Raw genomic sequence first — 20,583 nt, 5'->3', positions numbered from 1 at the left:
ATTTAGTTTTCAATTATATGGGTCGTGATCCACATCGGCCCTTTGCCAACCGGATACCGATCTAATGCTTGTAGCACGCCAGTCACCGCATCTATTTTATAAACCGCAATATGATCGGACTTTTGGCCTGCAGCCAGCAAAAAATGACCGCTTTGATCAATATTGAAGCCACGCGGTTGAGTTTCGGTTGCATAAGCTGCCATCGGCGTTAATACTAACCCCTCTGCTGTCACCTCGAAGTGGCGAATAATACTGGCAGAACGTTCACTAGCATAAAGATGACGACCATTTGGCGTAATATGGATATCGGCAGCCCAAGGTTTACATACCGCTCCGGCAGCTAAAATGTCACAATTTTGCTTTTGCTGATAAGGTTCAAATGCAGAATAAACATTAATGGTGGCATCTAGCTCATTTAAACAATAAAAAGCGGTGTGGTTGGGTGAAAATGCCAAATGGCGAGGCCCTGCGCCTTCGTTAGTTGTGATCCGATAAGCAACCTGTTCGGTTAAATGTCCATTGTCATTGATGGTATAAACGCGGATCTGATCTTCCCCTAGACAAGGGACAAACAAGTGTGAATTATCAAAACTTACTCCCGATGCATGGGGATGTTTTAAATCGCCAATAACTTGAATTGGTGATTGAGCGATCCCCTGTTGATCAACCGGTAACACCATTAAATTACCTTGATGGTAAGAGGGAATAAATAACCAACGCCCCTGATTATCAGTTTCAATATGGGTTGGCGTGGCGGGAATAGCGGTAATGGCCTGTTGGCTGAGTTTTCCTTCAGCTGAAATAAGATAAGTAATAATCGCAAAATCAGGACGGATACCAACATAAAGGTGTCGACCATCACGACTAATCTGCATCGGCTGTACTTCACCTGGTAATGTCAACTGTTGCAATAATGTCAGTTTGCCCTTTTCATCCATTGACCAAACATGAATTTGCTTGCTTTCTGGACTGGCAACATACACCACCTGTTTCATTGCTTAACTCCTCAGAAATGATTCGACAAAATAGCCTTAGTTATCATATCCGATTTGCTGCTAAATAATGACAAAAATAGCCAAATGGTTAATAAAAAAATTTATGCATCAGCTGACTGATGTCACTATATTGCAGGTTTTTATAAATTATCACTGTGTGACTAAAGTTTATATTTACCGATAATAATTACTTGACTGTTGAGAGCCATTGAATATAGCCTTATTCAACTAAATTTAGTATTCAGATTATCACCAATTAAATTAAATCCTATAAAAAATCTGTTGTTAAAAAGTAAAAAAATAATATTATATAAATATATAAGATATTTTTTTGTTAATAAAAATATCTTAACAAAAACGCAATATAATCAATATAGCCATTAAATATTTAATATAAATTTCACATTATTGTTTACTGTAAGCAACATATAAGCCGAGTTTATTTGACCAATCGCTTTATATAGATTTTATCAGTCTCGCATAATTAAGTCATAAATAACATCAGAAAGCCGTGAGCAAAATTTTAAAATAATAAACCGAAAATATCAGGATGAGCAGATTAACACCATTAAGTGTTAATAAAAAATTAAGGAATAGTAATGAAACCCCGCGAAAATTTAATGGTAGACTTAGAAACCATGGGCATGGGCAGTTGCGCCGCCATTGTAGCAATCGGTGCGGTTTTTTTTGATCCAACAACCGGTGAAACCGGTGCTGCCTTTTATCAAGCTGTCGATCTCTCTTCATCAATGTCTGCCGGTGGAACAGTTAATGGCGAAACCATAAAATGGTGGTTATGCCAATCTAATGAAGCTCGAGCAACGATTGCCAAAAAAAGTTTACCGCTAATTGATAATGTTCTGCGTGAATTACATTTCTGGGCGCGCGAAAATGCACAAGAACGAATGGATGGTTTAAAAGTCTGGGGGAAAAGCGCTAATTTTGTCTTAAGAGGTGCTTATGAAAGATCAAATTTAACCCCTTTTTGGCATGTCGGTAATGATCGTGATGTACACACTATTATCGATATGGGAATGAACCTTGGCTTTAATCTACAAAGTGAGTTGTCAATGGTTAAAACGCAAGATAATGCGCTTAATTGTGCGCTTTATCAAGTGAACCATGTTGCCAATATTTGGCAAAAAATTATCCAACATGAGGGGTGAAAATTTATTTCTGCTAATGAAAATTACCAATGATTAATATCAAATACCAATAAACTTACATTACACTAAATTATTTGATAAAAGCTAGCTAAGTAGAAATAGCTAGCAATTAATAATAGTAAATATTGCATAATACAAAAGTTTGTAAATCTGATTTGAAATTATAATATTGGTTACTTCACACACTAAAAATGGCTATTAATATTATTTAGCTTGCATATCCACATCGACAACTTGATAAAAAGCATTTGCCGTATCAGCAATTGACCAAACACCTAAAATAACTTGATAACCAGTGCGTTGTGGAACATCACAATCAAAATAAATTTGATCTTTAGCTGGCATCTCACCACCGTCAAAACGCTCACAGAACGGTTTTAAATCAAAAGAGGCACGGGTTAATGGTGCATTGGGATTCCAATCCTGTTTAGTAATAAAAAACTCCCATTTTTCTGTTCTGTGTGTCTGGGTTAGCGACCAACGAAAGGTGTTTTTGCCTGAAGTTAGCGGTACTTTTTTCCAGCGATCTACACTTTGTTCGTTGAGTTTATAAAATGATGAATTATCACCACTAGCTATCTTACCATCACGAGCACCGCCTTGCGGAAAACCTTTCGGCCCTTCAATAGACATAGGATCATATTCAACAGCGCCACAATTATTATTTTCATGTATCCAACATAAAACTGCCCGGCTCTTAGGTTCAAAAATAAAACTATGCTGTGGTTCCGGTTTTGCAGATGCAGTTGCAATATTGGCAGCACACATGAGTGCTAACGGGGCTAATAGTAATTTACTTTTCATTTAATACATCCCTTAAATAATTTCTACTTTTAATAATTAACACTATTTTTATATAACATTACTTACAGCAGGCTAAATTATTATGCCTATAAAACTAAAATATCAATTTAATTAATCTATTTTTTGCTTAAAAAAATATTTCACTTAAATATAAATAAAATAAAAAATTAATATATTGGTCTTTATGTAAAAAATTATGACCATCAAATAACAAATAAAATAATATATTAAATAGGATATAAATATAATTTCAGCAAATCTTAGTTAAATTATTCTAACGTTATATTTAATAATAAGAAGAATTTTAATTCATAAATAATCCATTTTTATAAAATATAATAAATTAATATCTAATTTATCATCTAACCAAAATATCAGTTAAAATTAACAACCATCAGCATAATAAATTTAAATACTAATATTAAAATACGCTGTTCAGATAGGAGCATTTATTGTTAAAAAAGACAATAAATATCGATTTAAAATTAACAACATTGACATTAAATTAAAAAAAATGTCCATTTATTAACTCAACGGGCCAAAAATTTTGCTGCTTATTAATATTCAATTATGTTGCTAGTTTATTATCCCCTAGGGTAATTATTTATTTTTTCTGGTTTAGTTAACGTCTATTATTCGATATGATTAGATTTGAAAAAATTTATCGGTTTGCACCTGTAAGATAAATAATTTACTAAGTTACATTGTTTAAAATTACTAGCTAGATTAAATGCTATATCACTATTTAATGAGGCTGATTTATGTCATATCGCGTCATCGCTTTAGATCTCGATGGTACTCTATTGGATCCACAAAAACAGATCTTGCCACAATCTTTAGCAGCTATAAACCAAGCTCGTCGCCAAGGGATCAAAGTTATTATTGCTACCGGCCGCCATCACGTTGCTATTCACCCATTTTATCAAGCACTGAATTTAGATACGCCGGCAATTTGTTGCAATGGTACTTATCTCTATGACTATCATGCTAAAAAAGTGCTGGAATCGGATCCGTTATCAGCAGCAGAAGCGACTAAGGTAGTTGCCTATTTACAAGGTACCGATATCAACCACTTGATGTATGTTGATGACGCCATGCTATATCAACAACATAATGATGCTATTGAACGAACATTGAAATGGGCAGATTCTTTACCTGAAAATCAACGTCCCAATATCCATAAAATTGACGATTTTAATACAGCAATCCAACAGGTTACGGCTATTTGGAAATTTGCCACTTGTACGCCTGATATCGAAAAATTACGTACTTTTAGCCAAACTATTCAACAAGAGCTGGAGCTTGCTTGCGAGTGGTCATGGTTTGATCAAGTTGATATTGCTAAAAAAGGCAATAGCAAAGGTTTGCGTTTACAACGTTGGGTCGAATCACAAGGTTTGACGATGAAAGATGTGATAGCTTTTGGTGATAATTTCAATGATGTCAGTATGCTAACTGCCGCAGACCTCGGCGTTGCAATGGGTAATAGCTGTGATGAGGTGAAAAAACATGCTGATATAATTACCGATCAAAATAGCGCGCCAGGGATCGCTCAAGTGATCGAAAAATATGTGTTATAAAGGCTGTAAAGCTATTTGCACAACTGACTAATAATCTTTGTTCGCAAATATTGCATCATCATTAGAATTAAAGCCGCCGAGTTAGCGATAGACTCTTGATTTGGGCATAAACCCATTTACCCGGCTTTATTTCTAGCTCATCTCTTGCCCAACGCGTGATCCTGGCCCAGATAAAGTGGCTATCTATTGCTAACTTAACATCTATTTGCTCGCTGTCATCAATGCACTCCACTACTCTAACGCTTAATATATTACGAATCGTCGTTTGCGTTGGCTTATGTAAGGTTAAAGAAACGTCTGTAGCATCAATACGGATCCGAACCGATTGACCTAATTGAAATTGCAACTGGGGAAGCCACAATCGTTGATCCGATATAGCAACCGATGACATGGTATAAAGGCTATGATGCTCGATCACCTTAACATTTAAGATACTACTTAATGCATCAGCTTGCAGCCAGGGACGGAAAATACTGCTTGACCAAATATCAGCTAATGGCGCGACTGCTTCAATTTTACCTGCTGACATAACAATTACATTATCAGCCAACCGGACTATTTCATCCAGATTATGACTGACATAGAGAATAGGGATTTGGATATCTTGCGATAACTTTTCCAAATAGGGAAGTAACTCTCTTTTGCGTGGTAAATCTAACGAAGCTAATGGCTCATCCATTAATAATAATTCAGGCGCGGTTAATAATGCGCGGCCAATAGCCACTCGTTGTTTTTCGCCACCTGACAACATAGCTGGCAAGCGCGGCAATAATGTTTCAATACCGAGCAATTGAACAATATCATCAAAGTGTGATTTCATTGCGCGAGACATGCCATATTGCAAATTACCTTTGACGCTATAATGTGGAAACAGGCGCGCATCTTGAAAAACATAACCCATTTTACGCCTTTCTGGTGGTACAAACAGACCTTTATCCGTATCGACTAAAACCCGATCATTAAAAATAATCTGTCCTTTATCAGGTTTGGTAAGCCCACCTATCAGGTTTATCAGGGAGGTTTTGCCAACACCGGAAACGCCAAAAATAGCGGTGATGCCTTGAGTTGAAAGTGTGGTATCGGCATAGAGCGATAAATCCCCTAGCTGCTGTTGCAGACGCAAAGCTAACACATTGCCCCCAAGCGTTTTCTGCTACAACGAGTTAACCATTCAGAAAAAAGTAACGACAGCAAGGCTAAGATGATAGCAATAATACATAAACGAGCCGCGGCTATTTCTGCGCCTGGTGTTTCAATTAGAGTATACATGGCTAATGGAATGGTTCTGGTTTCTCCTGGAATATTAGAAACAAAGGTAATCGTGGCACCAAATTCACCTAGTGAACGAGCAAAAGACAAAACCATACCGACAATAATTCCCGGTAAGATAAGCGGTAAGGTGATGGTAAAAAAAACCCGTAATGGATTAGCGCCTAAGGTTCGGGCGGCCTGCTCAAGGCGTCTATCAACCCCCTCCAATGCTAATCTTATTGCTCTAACCAACAATGGAAAAGCGATGATGGCAGAAGCTAAAGCGGCACCTCGCCAACTAAAAGTAAAACTAAATCCAAACCAATCGTATAGCCATTCACCTATTGCCCCATGGCGACCAAATGACAGTAAAAGGAGATAACCTACCACTACTGGCGGTAATACTAGCGGTAAATGGATCAGACTATCGAGTAATGTTTTGCCCGGAAAATGACAACGCACCAAGATCCAGGCCATTAATATTCCTAAAGGCAGACTCACCAATACCGCAACACTCGATACTTTTAAGCTTAAAATAATAGCTTGCCACTCATATTCACTTAGCATCTGCAAAAATTAATTTCCTATAATGGCCTAAAACCATAATGTTTAAATGTTGCCGCTGCGGCCGGCGTTTTTAAATAGGCAAAAAAATCGTTAACCTGATTAGTCTGATGATTTTTGACAATCGCCATCGGGTATTCGATAGCGTTATAACTGTTCTCTGGAAATATGCCAACTACTTTAACCTTTTTACTCACCCCCACATCAGAGCCATACACTATGCCTAATGGTGCTTCATTCAACTCAACTAATGCCATACCACTGCGAACATTATTGGTTCTGGCTAACATTGTATCAACGGTTTTCCAGGCGCCTAAAGCAACTAGTGCCTGTTTAGCATAGATACCAACCGGGACATGATCAGGATCACCGACAGCAATTCGTTCACCATTGGCAAGTGTGCGCCAATCAGTTTTTTGGCTAATTGTGATTGGTTTTAGTGTTGAATTTATTGGCGCAATAAGAACTAAATTATTACCTAACAAAGTATGGCGACTGGCATTAACCATAAGTTGTTTCTGTTGCACATAATCCATCCATTGTTGGTCAGCAGAGATAAAAATATCGGCCGGAGCACCCTGTTCAATTTGTCTGGCTAACGTTGAGGAGGAAGCATAAGCGGCAATAATTTTAGTATTATGATCCTTTTCATATTGCGTTACGATATCATTTAAGGCATTGGTTAACGATGCAGCAGCAAAAACGGTCACTTTATTCTCCGCCGCCCAATTCTGGCCAATGACCAACAAAAAAAGTGCAACCGCTGCCACTATTTTGGCAATATATTTTTTCATCATTGATACCTTTTTCATTATTTTTATCGTTATATATATCAGGATATAACGAATAATGAAAGCCGTATGATATCGATAAAATTAAATTGTCCGAGTTAGTTAAAAACAGTGATAAACAGAATAAATGAGCGGTATAACAATTGCTAAACATCTGTTGTTAAAAGATAATTAACAACAAAATAAAAATAATTATATCATCTTGATAGTTAATAAAAAAAATCAGCTTAAAATTTCAATGGCTGGAATTAGCTGATAAAAAACCGTTATTTTGCTTATCATTTAAATAAAGTTATTTATACAAATTTTATTTATTAAAGAATATAAAAAATTGGCAATTAATTATTAGAGGCCTAGCTAATTAAATCAGTATTATCTTCCACCCTGCTATAATTGTGTCACCATAAGTTAAATAATGATATTTTAAAAATAATAACCCGCTAACCCTTGCTGAATAAAATAAAACAACATTGGACAATCTATGAACGACAAACCATTATCATCGGCAACAAACATAGATCAAGGACAACTCAAACGAGGTTTACAAAATCGCCATATTCAACTGATTGCTATAGGTGGTGCCATAGGCACAGGATTATTTATGGGCTCAGGCAAAGCTATCTCTTTAGCTGGCCCGTCGCTTATTATTATTTATCTAATTATCGGCTTTGTTTTATTTTTCGTAATGAGGGCCATGGGGGAACTACTCCTTTCCAATTTAAATTATAAATCCTTTAGTGATTTTTGTGCTGAACTTTTAGGCCCATGGGCCGGCTTTTTCGTTGGCTGGACTTATTGGTTTTGTTGGGTAATCACCGCAATCGCAGAAATTGTTGCTATTACTGCCTATATTGGTTACTGGGCACCTGATTTTCCGCCCTGGCTGACTTCATTACTTTGCATACTCTTGTTATTAACCCTTAATCTGGTCTCGGTTTCCTTATTTGGTGAAACAGAATTTTGGTTTGCGATTATCAAAATCATTGCCATTGTCTTTCTTATTTTGATTGGCGTAATATTAGTGATTATCGGCTTCAAAACGCCTACCGGTCATATTGCATCCTTCAGTCACCTGTGGAATGATGGCATCTTTCCCATGGGCATTAACGGTTTTTTTGCCGGTTTCCAATTAGCTATCTTCTCTTTTGTTGGTATTGAAATCGTTGGCGCCACCGCAGCCGAAACGCGCGATCCAAATCGCGTGTTACCAAGAGCGATCAGTGCCATTCCGTTTAGATTTATCGCCTTTTATGTCCTTTCTTTAGTGGTTATTATGTCAGTCACCCCTTGGCGTGAGATTGCTGCCGATAAGAGCCCATTCGTCGAATTGTTTGTCTTAATTGGTGTACCGGCTGCCGCCAGTATTGTCAACTTTGTGGTGCTGACTTCAGCCACTTCCTCTACCAATAGTGGCGTCTTTTCCACCAGCCGGATGTTATTTGGGCTAGCCAAGGAAGCCAATGCCCCCAGCCAATTTAGTCAATTATCCAATAAAGCAGTGCCAGTTAAGGGATTATTTTTTACCTGCTGTTGCCTTAGTATGGCAGTGGTATTGATCTATTTTATTCCCGATGTTATGCGGGTTTTTGTCCTGATCACCACCGTAGCTGCGATCCTTTTTATGTTTATCTGGAGTATGATCCTGTGTGCTTATCTGGCTTATCGCAAAAAACAACCGCATCGCCATCAAACTTCGATTTATAAAATGCCAGCTGGCATTGTTATGTCTTGGGTTTGCCTACTATTTTTTGTGTTCGTTTTAATATTGCTAACCTTAGAAAAAGATACTCGCCAGGCGCTACTAGCGGTACCCATTTGGTTTGTAATATTGCTAATTGGTTATCAAATTGCTAAAAATCGTAAAACTTGATACTAATTAAACTAAACATGGTGGTTTACTCCACCATTTTATTCATTTTACCTGGTTGTATTAACTCTTAGCATTAAATCATCTAAATGATAGTGAACACTTTTTCTGTTATTGGCTAACATATCAGAAATTGTAGGCCATTTCTCTAATACATCATGTATCATATAGTGTATTTCATTTTTATATTTTTCATATTCTTTAGCTCTGGTTTCAGGGTATTGAGATGATTTATCTATAAAAAAATTATTTTTCTCGAATACATACTCCATATCTTTCCACACAATGAATTTATTATCATAAAAATCACCTTCTAACGATAAATATAAATAGGCTAATGTATCAAGAATTGTGATGAAATCATTTTTACCAGCATATTTATCTAATTGATGTATATTATATTGTTCAGCAGTTTTACTGTCATATATATCAAAAAATTCCATATTACAATCATTCATATACAAACTTTGAATAAGATGTTTATATAATCTGGCATCAGATACAGCATTAAGATTCTGCAATTCTTTAGCACTTATTCCTGGTACAACTCTTATTCCTGGTACAATATTAGCGTTAACCTCTTTATCTTCGTAATAATAAATATTACTATTATCTATTCTTTTTTTTATTTCTGAGCACAATAAAGTAATAGATGATTTTACTCCTTCTTGCTTGCTATGCTCATCTGCAAAAAAAAAATTCAACCGATTGATTACAAACACCCTTTAGCTTATCGATGATAGCATGATTAATATTACTCTTGACTTTTCTATAACATTGACTAATAGAATTAATATTACCTATACGCATAATTTGTTATTTCAACCATCCCAAAAACAACAAATATCAATAATTTCATTATTAATTAATATAACGAAACCACCTAAAATAAAAATAATCTACTAAACTAAATAGTGAACAAATCTCAGATTAAATAATAAAATGGCTGCTGATTAATCGGTGAATCAATCAGCAGTCGTTAGCGTGTTATTGGCTGGCTTTATATTCAGCTTCCGCTTTAATAAAGCGTTTCACGGCGCTCTGGCTAGGTGAGGTAGTTAACAGGCTAACAACAACAATGGCGATTGAGGCAAAAATAAAACCGGGAATAATTTCATACAAACCAAACCACTTATATTGCATCCATATCAATACCGTTAAAGCACCGACCAACATACCGGCTAAAGCACCATAGCGATTCATACGTTGCCACAAGACAGAAATCAAGATCACTGGACCAAAGGCCGCGCCAAAGCCTGCCCAGGCGTTGCTAACCAAAACCAATACTTTATTATTGGGATCACGAGCAATAAAAATAGCCATTGCCGCCACCACTAACACCATGGCGCGACCAACCCAAACTAACTCTCGCTGGCGAGCTTTAGGTCTGATAAACGGTTTATAGAGATCTTCAGTCAACGCACTGGCACAAACCAATAATTGACAACTTAAGGTACTCATCACAGCAGCTAAAATGGCTGATAACAATATCCCGGCCAGCCAAGGATTAAATAAAATAATGGCTAATTCCATAAATACCCGCTCAGGATTAGCCATAACCGCACCGGCAACGGCGGGATGCAGATCAAAATAAGCAATAGCAAAAAAACCAACCGCAATCGTACCTGTTAAACAGAGTACCATCCAGGTCATACTAATACGCCGTGCACGGTTAATGGTTTGCGCTGATTCAGCTGCCATAAAACGTGCTAATATATGCGGTTGGCCAAAGTAGCCTAAGCCCCATCCCAATAAAGAGATAATGGCAATAAAATTTAATCCTTTAAACATATCTAGATATGCGGGATCTTTATTGTTAATGAATGTTACCGCGCTGTCCAAGCCACCGACAGCAAAGATCACCATGATTGGTGTTAATAATAAGGCAAAAATCATCAAAGTGGCTTGTACCGTATCCGTCCAGCTAACGGCTAGAAAACCGCCCAAAAAAGTATAAATAATGGTGGCTAATGCACCTAACCACATCGCTTGCTGATAGCTTATGCCAAAAGTATTTTCAAACAGTAATCCGCCAGCAACCACACCGGAAGCACAATAGATAGTAAAAAAAACCAAGATCACCAAGGCCGAAACAATACGCAACATTTTACTTTTATCTTCAAAGCGGCTGGTAAAATAGTCAGGTAATGTCAGCGAATTATGATTATTTTCGGTTTGCACGCGTAATCGCCCAGCGACTAATCGCCAATTTAAATAAGCGCCTAAAGATAATCCGATTGCAATCCAGCTTTCCGCTATTCCGCTTAGAAAAATAGCGCCCGGTAATCCCATTAATAACCAACCGCTCATATCTGATGCACCAGCAGAAAGCGCCGTTACTACCCCACCTAAACGACGTCCGCCTAAAATGTAATCATCAAAACTGGTTGTTGAACGATAGGCCCAAAAACCGATTAACAACATCACAAAAATATAAATCACAAACATAATTATCATTGGGTAGCTTAATATCATCTGTCCCTCTCCATCGTTTTTCTCTTTTTTAGTTTTGTTAGTATGCAGGCATGTAAGTTATAATTTTGAATTAACGAAAATTAGACTTATTTTTAACGCATAAACTGACTTTTTATTTTCCTATTCTTCTTGAAATTTTATTTTGATGAAAATATAATCAACTCAATAAATAAACCATAAAATAACAAAAAATTAATAGTTATTGGGCCAATAATCAGAAAACTAGCCACAAATGTTAATTTGTTTGGTGATATATTTAGTTAAATAATTATAACATTAATTAATTTAATATTTTTTTATTTATTTATTTATGTTTCAGCAAGATATAACAATACTTATAATAAAATCTATTTTAATTAATACAAAAATAGATTTATTTCACATTTCTCACACTTTCATTAGTTAACAATATTGCACCAAATTAAAACATAAAGGATATTGTTAAATTACCGACTTCTAACAATCAGCAAAAGAATAAGAATGAGTCGCCGCATAACTGCAGTCATTCTTTCTGTTGATAAAGTAACCAGATAAGGTATTGAAACAACTTTACAACGCCTGGTGCTTAGATCGATTAGTTAACAGGACAGGCAATATTTAATTATCTTAGACACTTTGATAATGAGGAAACTATGATTCAATTCCCGGCTACCAAAGTTAATGAAAAAGAAAATTCATCTAGTGACATCGCAATATGCCCTAAAACAGGAAAGCCCTCCTTTTTAAATTTTGCACAGCATATTTTACCTCAATCCGCAAAACGCTCAGCAATCACTGCAGCCTATCGATTACCTGAAACACAGCTATTACCTCTATTAGTGCAACAGGCACAGCTACCAGAAACTGAGACACAAGCGGCTTATCAACTAGCCTATCAGCTAGCAAAAAATCTACGTCAGCAAAAAAAGAGTGTTGGCCGTTCTGGTTTAGTCCAGAGTTTATTACAACAATTTTCTCTCTCGTCGCAAGAAGGGATTGCGCTTATGTGCCTGGCTGAAGCACTGCTGCGCATCCCCGATAACGCTACCCGTGACATATTGATCCGCGACAAAATTAGTGGTGGTGACTGGCAGTCACATATTGGACAGAGTTCATCATTATTTGTTAATGCCACCACCTGGGGTTTGCTAATTACCGGCAAATTAGTTGCCAGCCATCATGAAACTAAACTTACCAGTGCTCTTAACCGGATCATTAGTAAAAGTGGTGAACCCATTATTCGTCAAGCTGTGAATATGGCAATGCGGCTAATGGGTGAGCAATTTGTCACTGGTGAAACCATCACAAAAGCACTAAGTAATGCGCATAAAATGGAAAATGAAGGTTTTAGCTACTCGTATGATATGTTAGGTGAAGCGGCCTTAACCGATGAAGATGCCAAAAGCTACATGGCTGCTTATCAACAAGCGATTGATGCTATTGGTAAAGCTTCCGACGGCAAAAGCATTTATGCCAGTGCCGGAATTTCCATTAAACTGTCTGCCCTCCATGCAAAATATTGCCGGGCTCAATATGAGCGGGTGGTGTCTGAGCTTTACCCTCGTCTGTTAACATTAACCTTACAAGCACGTCATTACAATATTGGCATTAATATTGATGCTGAAGAAGCTGATAGATTGGAAATTTCCCTAGATCTGTTAGAAAAGCTGTGCTTCGAACCGCAACTAGCCGGCTGGGATGGAATTGGCTTTGTCATTCAGGCATATCAAAAACGTTGCCCCTATGTTATCGATGAAATTATCGATTTAGCGCAACGCAGTCAGCACCGTTTGATGATCCGACTGGTAAAAGGCGCTTATTGGGATAGTGAAATTAAACGCGCGCAAATAGATGGTCTTGAAGGTTACCCGGTCTATAGCAGAAAAATTTATACTGACGTCAGTTATCTGGCTTGTGCGCGTAAATTGCTGTCGGTGCCCAATTTGATTTACCCCCAATTTGCCACCCATAACGCCCATACCTTAGCCACGATTTATTATATGGCTGGTGAAAATTATTATCCTGGCCAATATGAATTTCAATGTTTACATGGCATGGGCGAAGAGCTATATCAACAAGTTGTCGGCGCCATCGCCGAAGGTAAACTTAATCGTCCATGTCTTATTTATGCCCCAGTCGGTAGTCATCAAACCTTGTTGGCTTACCTGGTGCGCCGCTTACTGGAAAATGGCGCAAATACGTCATTCGTTAATCAGATTGCCGATCCTAATATTCCATTAGATAAACTGGTAGCCGATCCAGTGCAACAAGTGCTGGTGGCGGCTGAAACGGCAGGCCAACTGGGTTTGCCACATCCACAAATCCCACTGCCTCGTGCGCTATATGGCAGCAAGCGCCTCAATGCTATTGGTATTGATTTGACTAACGAACATCACCTGGCGGCACTGGCGCAGACCCTACTGACCACCCCTCTCTGTTATCAGGTTAAACCTTTACTGGCAGGAGAACCACCCTCGCCGACTGAAATTTCAGCCCGACAGCCGATCACTAATCCGGCTAATTTTGACGATATCGTCGGCTATGTCCATGAAGCAAGTCTAACCGACGTCGAGCATGCGTTGGAAATTGCTACCGACGCAGCTACTCGCTGGGCGACGATTCCCGTCATAGAACGAGCGGCCATTTTGCAACAAGCGGCTAGCCTGATGGAGCAGCAATTCTCCCGTTTAATTGGCGTATTGATCCGTGAAGCCGGCAAAACCTTTAGTAATGCCATTGCTGAAGTGCGCGAAGCGATCGATTTTTTGCGTTACTACGCCGTACAGATCAGTGAAAATTTCAATAATGAAAGCTATTCGCCACTGGGTGTGGTGGTTTGCATTAGTCCGTGGAATTTCCCACTGGCGATTTTTAGCGGCCAAATCGCTGCCGCTTTAGCGAGCGGTAATAGCGTATTGGCCAAACCGGCAGAGCAAACACCGATTATTGCCATGCTAGCGGTTGAGTTACTGCACCAGGCGGGCATTCCCCGCGACGTTCTCCAGCTGCTGCCCGGTAGCGGCGAGCGAGTGGGTAGCAAACTGATCAGTGACAAGCGGACGGACGGTGTGATGTTTACCGGTTCAACCCAGGTGGCCAAACTGATCCAGCATAATCTTGCCGGCCGACTCAATGCTCAGCAACAGCCCATTCCACTGATTGCCGAAACCGGCGGCTTAAATGCCATGATTGTTGATTCATCCGCACTGACGGAGCAAGTTGTCAATGACGTTATCATTTCAGCCTTCGATAGTGCCGGTCAACGCTGCTCTGCCCTACGTATTCTTTGTATCCAGGAAGAGGTCGCTGAACGCACACTGACGATGTTAAAAGGTGCGATAGCCGAATACCGAATCGGTGATCCTAGCCAGCTGGCAACCGATATTGGCCCGGTCATTGATAGCGAAGCACAGCAGAATATCGAACAGCACATTGCCCAGCTGCGTCAAGCAGGGAAAACCCTGTATCAGGCTGAGCAAACTAGCCAACAGCATGATAATCAATGGCAACAAGGCACCTTTGTCCGACCCACCTTAATTGAAATTGACCATTTTAATGAACTGAAAAATGAAATTTTTGGCCCGGTACTACATATTTTACGCTTTAAGCGCCATCAACTAACCAGCCTGATCAAACAAATTAATGACTCAGGTTATGGCTTAACTTTAGGGCTGCATAGCCGTATTGATGAAACTATCGCCGACGTTTGCCAGACGGCCAAAGTAGGTAATATTTATGTTAACCGCAATATGGTCGGTGCGGTAGTTGGGGTACAACCATTTGGCGGAGAAGGACTATCGGGTACCGGGCCAAAAGCCGGTGGCCCGCTTTATCTCTATCGATTGCTCAGCCAAAGGCCAGCTACCATCATGGATAAACTGTTTACGCCACCAGATAATCGCTATCCAGTTAAACATGGCCAACCATCATTGCAGCCATTAACGCCCTTTGCTGCCTTCTGTGATTAGGTAAAAAATCGCCATCATGCAACTGTTGCTGCGGTTATTGACCTCTATCAGCCATTGACCGCAACCGGCATCTGCCATCAGCTGCCCGGCCCAACCGGAGAGCATAATAGTTATAGGCTAGTGCCACGCGGGCGGATTTTGTGTCTGGCGGAAACACAAGCAGATGCAGTGATCCAGCTAGCAGCAGTGTTAGCGATGGGATGTCAGGTGCTATGGCCAAATAATGCCATCCAGCAGCAATTGCAGGCAGAGTTGCCTGCTTTAGTCAACCAGATGATCAGGCTAGCTGATAATTGGCAACTAACCGACTGCCAATTTGATGGGGTTATTTTTCATGGCGATCGCAATCAGTTACAAACTGTTTGTCAAGCAGTGGCTGAACGTGACGGGCCAATTATTTCCGTGCAAGGATATCGATCCGGAGACCAGCATTTATTCCTTGAGCGTTTAGTCCATGAACGAGCTATCAGTGTCAATACTGCGGCGGCCGGCGGCAATGCCAGTTTAATGACACTAGAATAATTTTTCATTGCCAACAATAAAGCCTTAGCGATTTGCTAAGGCTTTATTTATCTAATAACTGTGAAATAATTTAGTTTCTATCCATAGCAACCTTATGCTGAGTGATCGGCCTGCCAGTCTAGGAATTGCTCATATTTACGCAACGCAATATTGTAATTACTAAAGGCAGAGTCGGTCATTTTATCCTGCATCTGAGCCTGAATTTTTTCAATCTCCAATTCAGCGAGCGGAAATTGTATTTCACTTAACAACTCATCCAGTCGACGCAGCCGCACCACATATTCACGTACGGTACTATGGCTCATTTCAGTCTCTTTAAACAGATACTGTTTAAACGACATAATATCAAAATAGCCAGTATCACTATTACAATAGATTTCACTACAAAAACGACATAACGCGGTAAATTTATGCTGTAACTCGGCCCAAGCTTGCCCATCAACCAGCTCAGTCATCGCTGAAATCGCTTCTTTATTCAGAATTTGATCATTAAACACCAATGAAATCCGATCAAGGGTTTTGTTACAGTGTGCGCAGTGAATTTGACTATGTTTATAGTCTTTAATATAACGGCTCAGCGGCCGCTTCTTTTGGTTAGAAACAGACATATTAGATAAGCCCTGTGTGTAAATCGTAAACAAAAAAATAAAAAATATTATTTATCTGGATTTAAGCGCACTCGTAGCCGTTTTATCGCCTGGCTATGTAGCTGGCTGACGCGGGATTCCCCGACATTCAACACCGCGCCTATCTCCTTCAGGTTCAGATCTTCTTGATAATAGAGCGTCAAAACCATTTTTTCCCTTTCAGGCAAACATTCTATCGCCTTTATAATATTTTTGCGAATATCAGTTGCTATTAAAGTTTGCAGCGGATTTCGCTCGTCGTCAACCTCAATAATCGGTTCACAGCTCTCACCATGCACTTCATGCCACTCATCATAAGAGCATAATTGACTATTGTTGCTATCCTGCAATAACTGCTGATACTCCGACAGACCGATGTGCAACTTATCAGCAATCTCCTGCTCGCTCGCCGGTCGGCCTAGTGCTTGCTCAAGCTGCTGCATCACTTTGGCCCCTTCCCGCGCCAGACGGCGCACACTACGCGGCACCCAATCGCGGGCGCGTAATTCATCTAACATCGCGCCACGTACCCGTTGCACGGCATAAGTAGCAAAAGCGGTACCTTGCGTCATATCAAATCGCTCGATCGCATCTAACAAACCAATACCGCCAGCCTGAATTAAATCATCCAGTTGCACGCTAGCAGGTAATCTCACTTGCAGTTTTAATGCTTCATGACGTACTAAAGGAAGATAGCGCTCCAATAGTACATCTTTTTCAATTATCCCATCCTGGGTGTAGAGATCGTTCACCGTAAGCACCTGTCATTGATAACAGGCGCTTATTATCCGAAATTGAGGCGGCAAATAATGGCGTAAATAGTACTATAAAACGGGCTTTTTTTACTTATCTATTATTTTTAACCACCTCAGTTAACCGAACACGGAACCTAGCGGCAAATTATGGCCAGTGTCAAAAGCATTGACTTAGGCTAATTGATCGTCATTTAGGGCAATACTTTGTTGCTTGAGGATGGTGCCGTCAGGAGGGATATCAGTGAATCAGGCAGGATAGCTTGCGACGATCACACCATATTACAATTAATTGCTATTAATAATTATTGATTTTAACAGTGATGGCGATAATATCTTAGCCTATTTTATAATACAGGCCGGCAAAAGCCGGCCTGCAAAGAATTACCAAAATAATGACTAATTAAACTATTAACGCAGTAAAGAAAGCACTGACTGGTTAGACTGATTAGCCATTGCCAATACTGTGGTGCCCGCTTGTTGCAAGATTTGGGCATTACTTAAGTTAGACACTTCTTCCGCAAAATCGGCATCCAGAATACGGCTACGGGCAGCAGACAGGTTGTTAACCGTATTGGTTAAATTCTCAACCGCTGATTCCAACCGGCTCTGTATGGCACCCCATTGGCTACGTTTAGCAGAGACATCATCCAAGGCTTTATCAAGTTTTGCAAAAACTTGATCCGGTGTTACCGAACCTGCACCTTGACCTGTACCTTGGCCACCTGGTAAGGCCGTACCTACAGTACCGGCATGGCTAGTGTTAATTTTAGTACCAACTGTGATACCCACTTCTTTATCAGCACCACTAGCATCAGCTGCTAAAGTCACCTCGTAAACGTCGCCTGCAGTCGTTTTCAATACATATTGATCAGCAACCGCATTACCCGTTGTATTATCCAGCTTTTGATGCAACTCATACCCTGAGCTTAATGCATTACCTACCGTAAGACCAGAAGCACCAGCATTAGTTATTGTAACGTTAGCTGCATCCAAGGCATTTGTGGCAGTATTTCCGGTGAAAGTTAGATCGGCATCAAGTCCAGCTGCTGTTGCTGCAGTTGAGTTATACTGCATTGTTGCTGCCGATCCCGATGACGCACCTGCTGCAAATACATTTAAATCAATATCTTTAATATCTAGAGTAGCGATAGTGGTTGCCGTTACATTTACCGCAATTTGTTCACCATGGTTGGCACCCGTTTGCAGCATTATCGTGCCATTGGTATCTAATGTTTTATTGCCGTTAAATTCGGCTTGGTTAATAATACGGCCAATTTCCTCTATACGCTGTGTTACTTCAGCTTGCAGCGTCGCAATATCTTTGTTTGAGTTAGTACCGTTACTGGCCTGCACCGCTAAATTACGGATCGCCTGCAAGTTATCATTCACCTGTGACAACGACCCTTCGGCGGTTTGTGCTAACGAGATACCATCATTGGCGTTACGCGTCGCTTGTTTCATACCCATAATGTTAGAGGTCATGCCATTGGCAATTGACATGCCAGCCGCATCGTCTTTGGCACTGTTAATGCGCAGGCCAGTAGATAGACGTTGGATAGTAGTGCCCAAGTTATTTTGGGTTTTATTTAATGCTTTTTGCGCATTTAACGCAAACATATTGGTATTGATAACCAGAGCCATAATAATTCCTTTATTTAAATTTAACTTTTTAATTGGCCAAAACGTTTGGCTGTTTTGATTATCGTCACAGCGGTTTGATACTTTAATTTTTTGTGGCAATAAATTAATTTGGCCTGATTATTTAACTTCTATTAGCTGAGGCCGATAATCAATTTAATAAGGTTTAATTAATCAAATAGGATAGGGAAAAATCATGTCAAATATGACTTCGTTGGGTGTAGGATCAGGCATGCCAATTGATCAATGGCTGGATAGTATGGAGGCCAATGAAAAGCAAAGATTGCGGCCGTTAAAACAGAAGCAACAAAAATATAATCAAAAGATCAGTGCTTATGGTTCATTGCGGGCTCAGCTGGATAAATTACAACAAGCCGCTGAATCATTAATGAAGTTTGATAAAATTAGTACCACTTCAGTCAGTAAAAATCATAACACGGTAACTGTTAGCAGCGACGAAAAAGCGGTTGCTGGTAGTTATGAGGTAAAAGTTGAGCAACTGGCACAGGCCCAATCATTAGCCACCACTAAGGTTGATGATGTAAAGAAAAAATTGGCTGGCCCTGTTGCGGCAGGCCAAGAGCGGATATTAGTTATCAAGCAAAACAGTGAAAAACAACCGCTGGAAATTAAATTAAGCGAGCAGCAAACATCACTGATTGAGATCCGCGATGCAATCAATAGAGCCGATGGCAATGTCAGTGCTAGCCTGGTTAAAATAAAAGAGGGTGAACATCAATTAGTACTTACTGCCAAAAAAACCGGCACCGATTCGGCGATGGAGATTGAAGTTAAAGGTGATAGTCAGCTAAATGGCGTTTTAAATAGTAACCAAATGAAACCAACCGTTGCTGCTAAAAATGCTATAGTAGAGATTAATGGTATCCAAATTGAGCACAGTAGTAATGAAATTAAAGACGCGCCCGAAGGGATCACATTTACCCTGGTTAAAACGGCAGAAAAAGATAAAGCTGGCGGATTAATATCAGAAACCGTCACTGTAGCTCGCGATATCGAACCGACTAAAAAGGCGATCAAAAACTGGGTTGATGCTTACAATAATCTGCATAGCTTTTACAAAACACAAACCAAATATGAGCCAACCAAATTAGGTGAAGCGCCTTCTGCCAATAATGGCGTACTATTAAACGATAGCGGTTCAGCAATAATCTTCTCACAAGTAAAAAATATGACCTTAAATGTGCAAAATCTGCCGGATATGAATCATTTGAACCATTTTGGTATCGGTTTTAATCATGAAGGCAAATTAACTATTGATGATAAAAAACTGGATGAAACACTAAAAGATAACCCGGCGAAAGTTAAACAATTTTTTATGGGCGATGGTGAAAAAACCGGCTTTGCCACTGAAACCTTTAATTATCTTAAAAAGACCCTGGATACCCTGGAAGGCCCACTACATCTCAACACAGAGTCACTGAATAAACAAATAAAAATACTCAATGTAAAAATGGAAAGTATGCAAAAGAATATAGAGGCAAAACTTAAAACTCAGCGGGACAAATTTATTGCCATGGATAAAGCCATCAGCGAGATGAAACAAAGCAGCAACTCTTTAGTGGCCTTACTGACGAAATAAAT

At 39.4% G+C, this 20,583-nt stretch carries 14 protein-coding genes and 1 pseudogene; 5 read left to right on the top strand and 10 right to left on the bottom strand.

Going from position 1 to position 20,583, the window contains the following annotated elements; genetic code table 11:
* Positions 1-2: 2 nt before the first annotated feature.
* On the bottom strand, positions 3-995 hold the full coding sequence (pgl, locus tag WH390_RS05050; protein ID WP_032115339.1) for a 6-phosphogluconolactonase: 993 nt from the start codon (positions 993-995) through the stop codon (positions 3-5).
* A 599-nt stretch (positions 996-1,594) separates the two neighbouring features.
* Here pgl and WH390_RS05045 point away from each other — a divergent pair.
* The gene (locus WH390_RS05045) at positions 1,595-2,161 is read left to right on the top strand and encodes a 3'-5' exonuclease (RefSeq protein ID WP_032115338.1); all 567 of its coding nucleotides are present in this window, start codon (positions 1,595-1,597) and stop codon (positions 2,159-2,161) included.
* Between the two features lie 204 nt (positions 2,162-2,365).
* On the opposite strand, the gene WH390_RS05040 is transcribed toward WH390_RS05045, so the two are convergent.
* Positions 2,366-2,965, bottom strand: coding sequence for a lytic polysaccharide monooxygenase (locus tag WH390_RS05040; protein ID WP_032115337.1), 600 nt, complete (start codon positions 2,963-2,965; stop codon positions 2,366-2,368).
* 761 nt (positions 2,966-3,726) lie between these two features.
* Between WH390_RS05040 and WH390_RS05035 the strand changes: the two genes are divergently transcribed.
* Complete coding sequence (locus WH390_RS05035) at positions 3,727-4,545, top strand: pyridoxal phosphatase (protein WP_032115336.1); 819 nt, start codon at positions 3,727-3,729, stop codon at positions 4,543-4,545.
* Between the two features lie 67 nt (positions 4,546-4,612).
* On the opposite strand, the gene modC is transcribed toward WH390_RS05035, so the two are convergent.
* The 3 genes from modC to modA are packed head-to-tail and all read right to left on the bottom strand — an operon-like array spanning position 4,613 to position 7,154.
* Positions 4,613-5,677 carry a molybdenum ABC transporter ATP-binding protein ModC gene (gene modC, locus WH390_RS05030; RefSeq protein ID WP_032115335.1) on the bottom strand — a complete coding sequence of 355 codons (1,065 nt, stop codon included), beginning with the start codon at positions 5,675-5,677 and terminating at the stop codon, positions 4,613-4,615.
* Complete coding sequence (gene modB, locus WH390_RS05025) at positions 5,671-6,363, bottom strand: molybdate ABC transporter permease subunit (protein WP_032115401.1); 693 nt, start codon at positions 6,361-6,363, stop codon at positions 5,671-5,673. The genes modC and modB overlap by 7 nt, the downstream gene beginning before the upstream one ends.
* A gap of 17 nt (positions 6,364-6,380) precedes the next feature.
* Positions 6,381-7,154: a molybdate ABC transporter substrate-binding protein gene (gene modA, locus WH390_RS05020; RefSeq protein ID WP_032115334.1), complete on the bottom strand. Its 774-nt coding sequence runs from the start codon at positions 7,152-7,154 to the stop codon at positions 6,381-6,383.
* A gap of 478 nt (positions 7,155-7,632) precedes the next feature.
* Here modA and cycA point away from each other — a divergent pair, with 478 nt between their 5' ends.
* Positions 7,633-9,021, top strand: a complete 1,389-nt coding sequence (gene cycA / locus WH390_RS05015; RefSeq protein ID WP_032115333.1) for a D-serine/D-alanine/glycine transporter — start codon at positions 7,633-7,635, stop codon at positions 9,019-9,021.
* A gap of 47 nt (positions 9,022-9,068) precedes the next feature.
* Here the strand turns inward: cycA and WH390_RS05010 are convergent, their stop codons facing one another.
* Both WH390_RS05010 and putP read right to left on the bottom strand, forming a co-directional pair.
* Positions 9,069-9,740 carry a hypothetical protein gene (locus WH390_RS05010; protein WP_032115332.1) on the bottom strand — a complete coding sequence of 224 codons (672 nt, stop codon included), beginning with the start codon at positions 9,738-9,740 and terminating at the stop codon, positions 9,069-9,071.
* Positions 9,741-10,005: 265 nt separating this feature from the next.
* Positions 10,006-11,493: a sodium/proline symporter PutP gene (putP, locus tag WH390_RS05005; protein WP_032115331.1), complete on the bottom strand. Its 1,488-nt coding sequence runs from the start codon at positions 11,491-11,493 to the stop codon at positions 10,006-10,008.
* A 578-nt stretch (positions 11,494-12,071) separates the two neighbouring features.
* Between putP and putA the strand changes: the two are divergent.
* Positions 12,072-15,962 (top strand): annotated as a pseudogene (putA, locus tag WH390_RS05000) (trifunctional transcriptional regulator/proline dehydrogenase/L-glutamate gamma-semialdehyde dehydrogenase); the annotation flags it as partial.
* Between the two features lie 92 nt (positions 15,963-16,054).
* Here putA and fliZ read toward each other — a convergent pair.
* The 3 genes from fliZ to WH390_RS04985 all read right to left on the bottom strand — a co-directional run bounded on the left by fliZ (position 16,055) and on the right by WH390_RS04985 (position 18,984).
* On the bottom strand, positions 16,055-16,570 hold the full coding sequence (gene fliZ / locus WH390_RS04995) for a flagella biosynthesis regulatory protein FliZ (RefSeq protein ID WP_032115330.1): 516 nt from the start codon (positions 16,568-16,570) through the stop codon (positions 16,055-16,057).
* A 47-nt stretch (positions 16,571-16,617) separates the two neighbouring features.
* Positions 16,618-17,340 carry an RNA polymerase sigma factor FliA gene (locus WH390_RS04990; protein ID WP_032115329.1) on the bottom strand — a complete coding sequence of 241 codons (723 nt, stop codon included), beginning with the start codon at positions 17,338-17,340 and terminating at the stop codon, positions 16,618-16,620.
* Positions 17,341-17,751: 411 nt separating this feature from the next.
* Positions 17,752-18,984, bottom strand: a complete 1,233-nt coding sequence (locus WH390_RS04985; RefSeq protein ID WP_032115400.1) for a flagellin — start codon at positions 18,982-18,984, stop codon at positions 17,752-17,754.
* 193 nt (positions 18,985-19,177) lie between these two features.
* On the opposite strand from WH390_RS04985, the gene fliD reads away from it, so the two are divergent.
* The gene (fliD, locus tag WH390_RS04980) at positions 19,178-20,581 is read left to right on the top strand and encodes a flagellar filament capping protein FliD (RefSeq protein ID WP_032115328.1); all 1,404 of its coding nucleotides are present in this window, start codon (positions 19,178-19,180) and stop codon (positions 20,579-20,581) included.
* Positions 20,582-20,583: the final 2 nt, after the last annotated feature.

The organism is Candidatus Arsenophonus nilaparvatae, from assembly GCF_045346035.1.
Lineage (GTDB): Bacteria > Pseudomonadota > Gammaproteobacteria > Enterobacterales > Enterobacteriaceae > Arsenophonus > Arsenophonus nilaparvatae.
The sequence above is the reverse complement of the archived record's forward strand: the minus strand, read 5'-3'. Positions and strand labels throughout refer to the sequence as shown.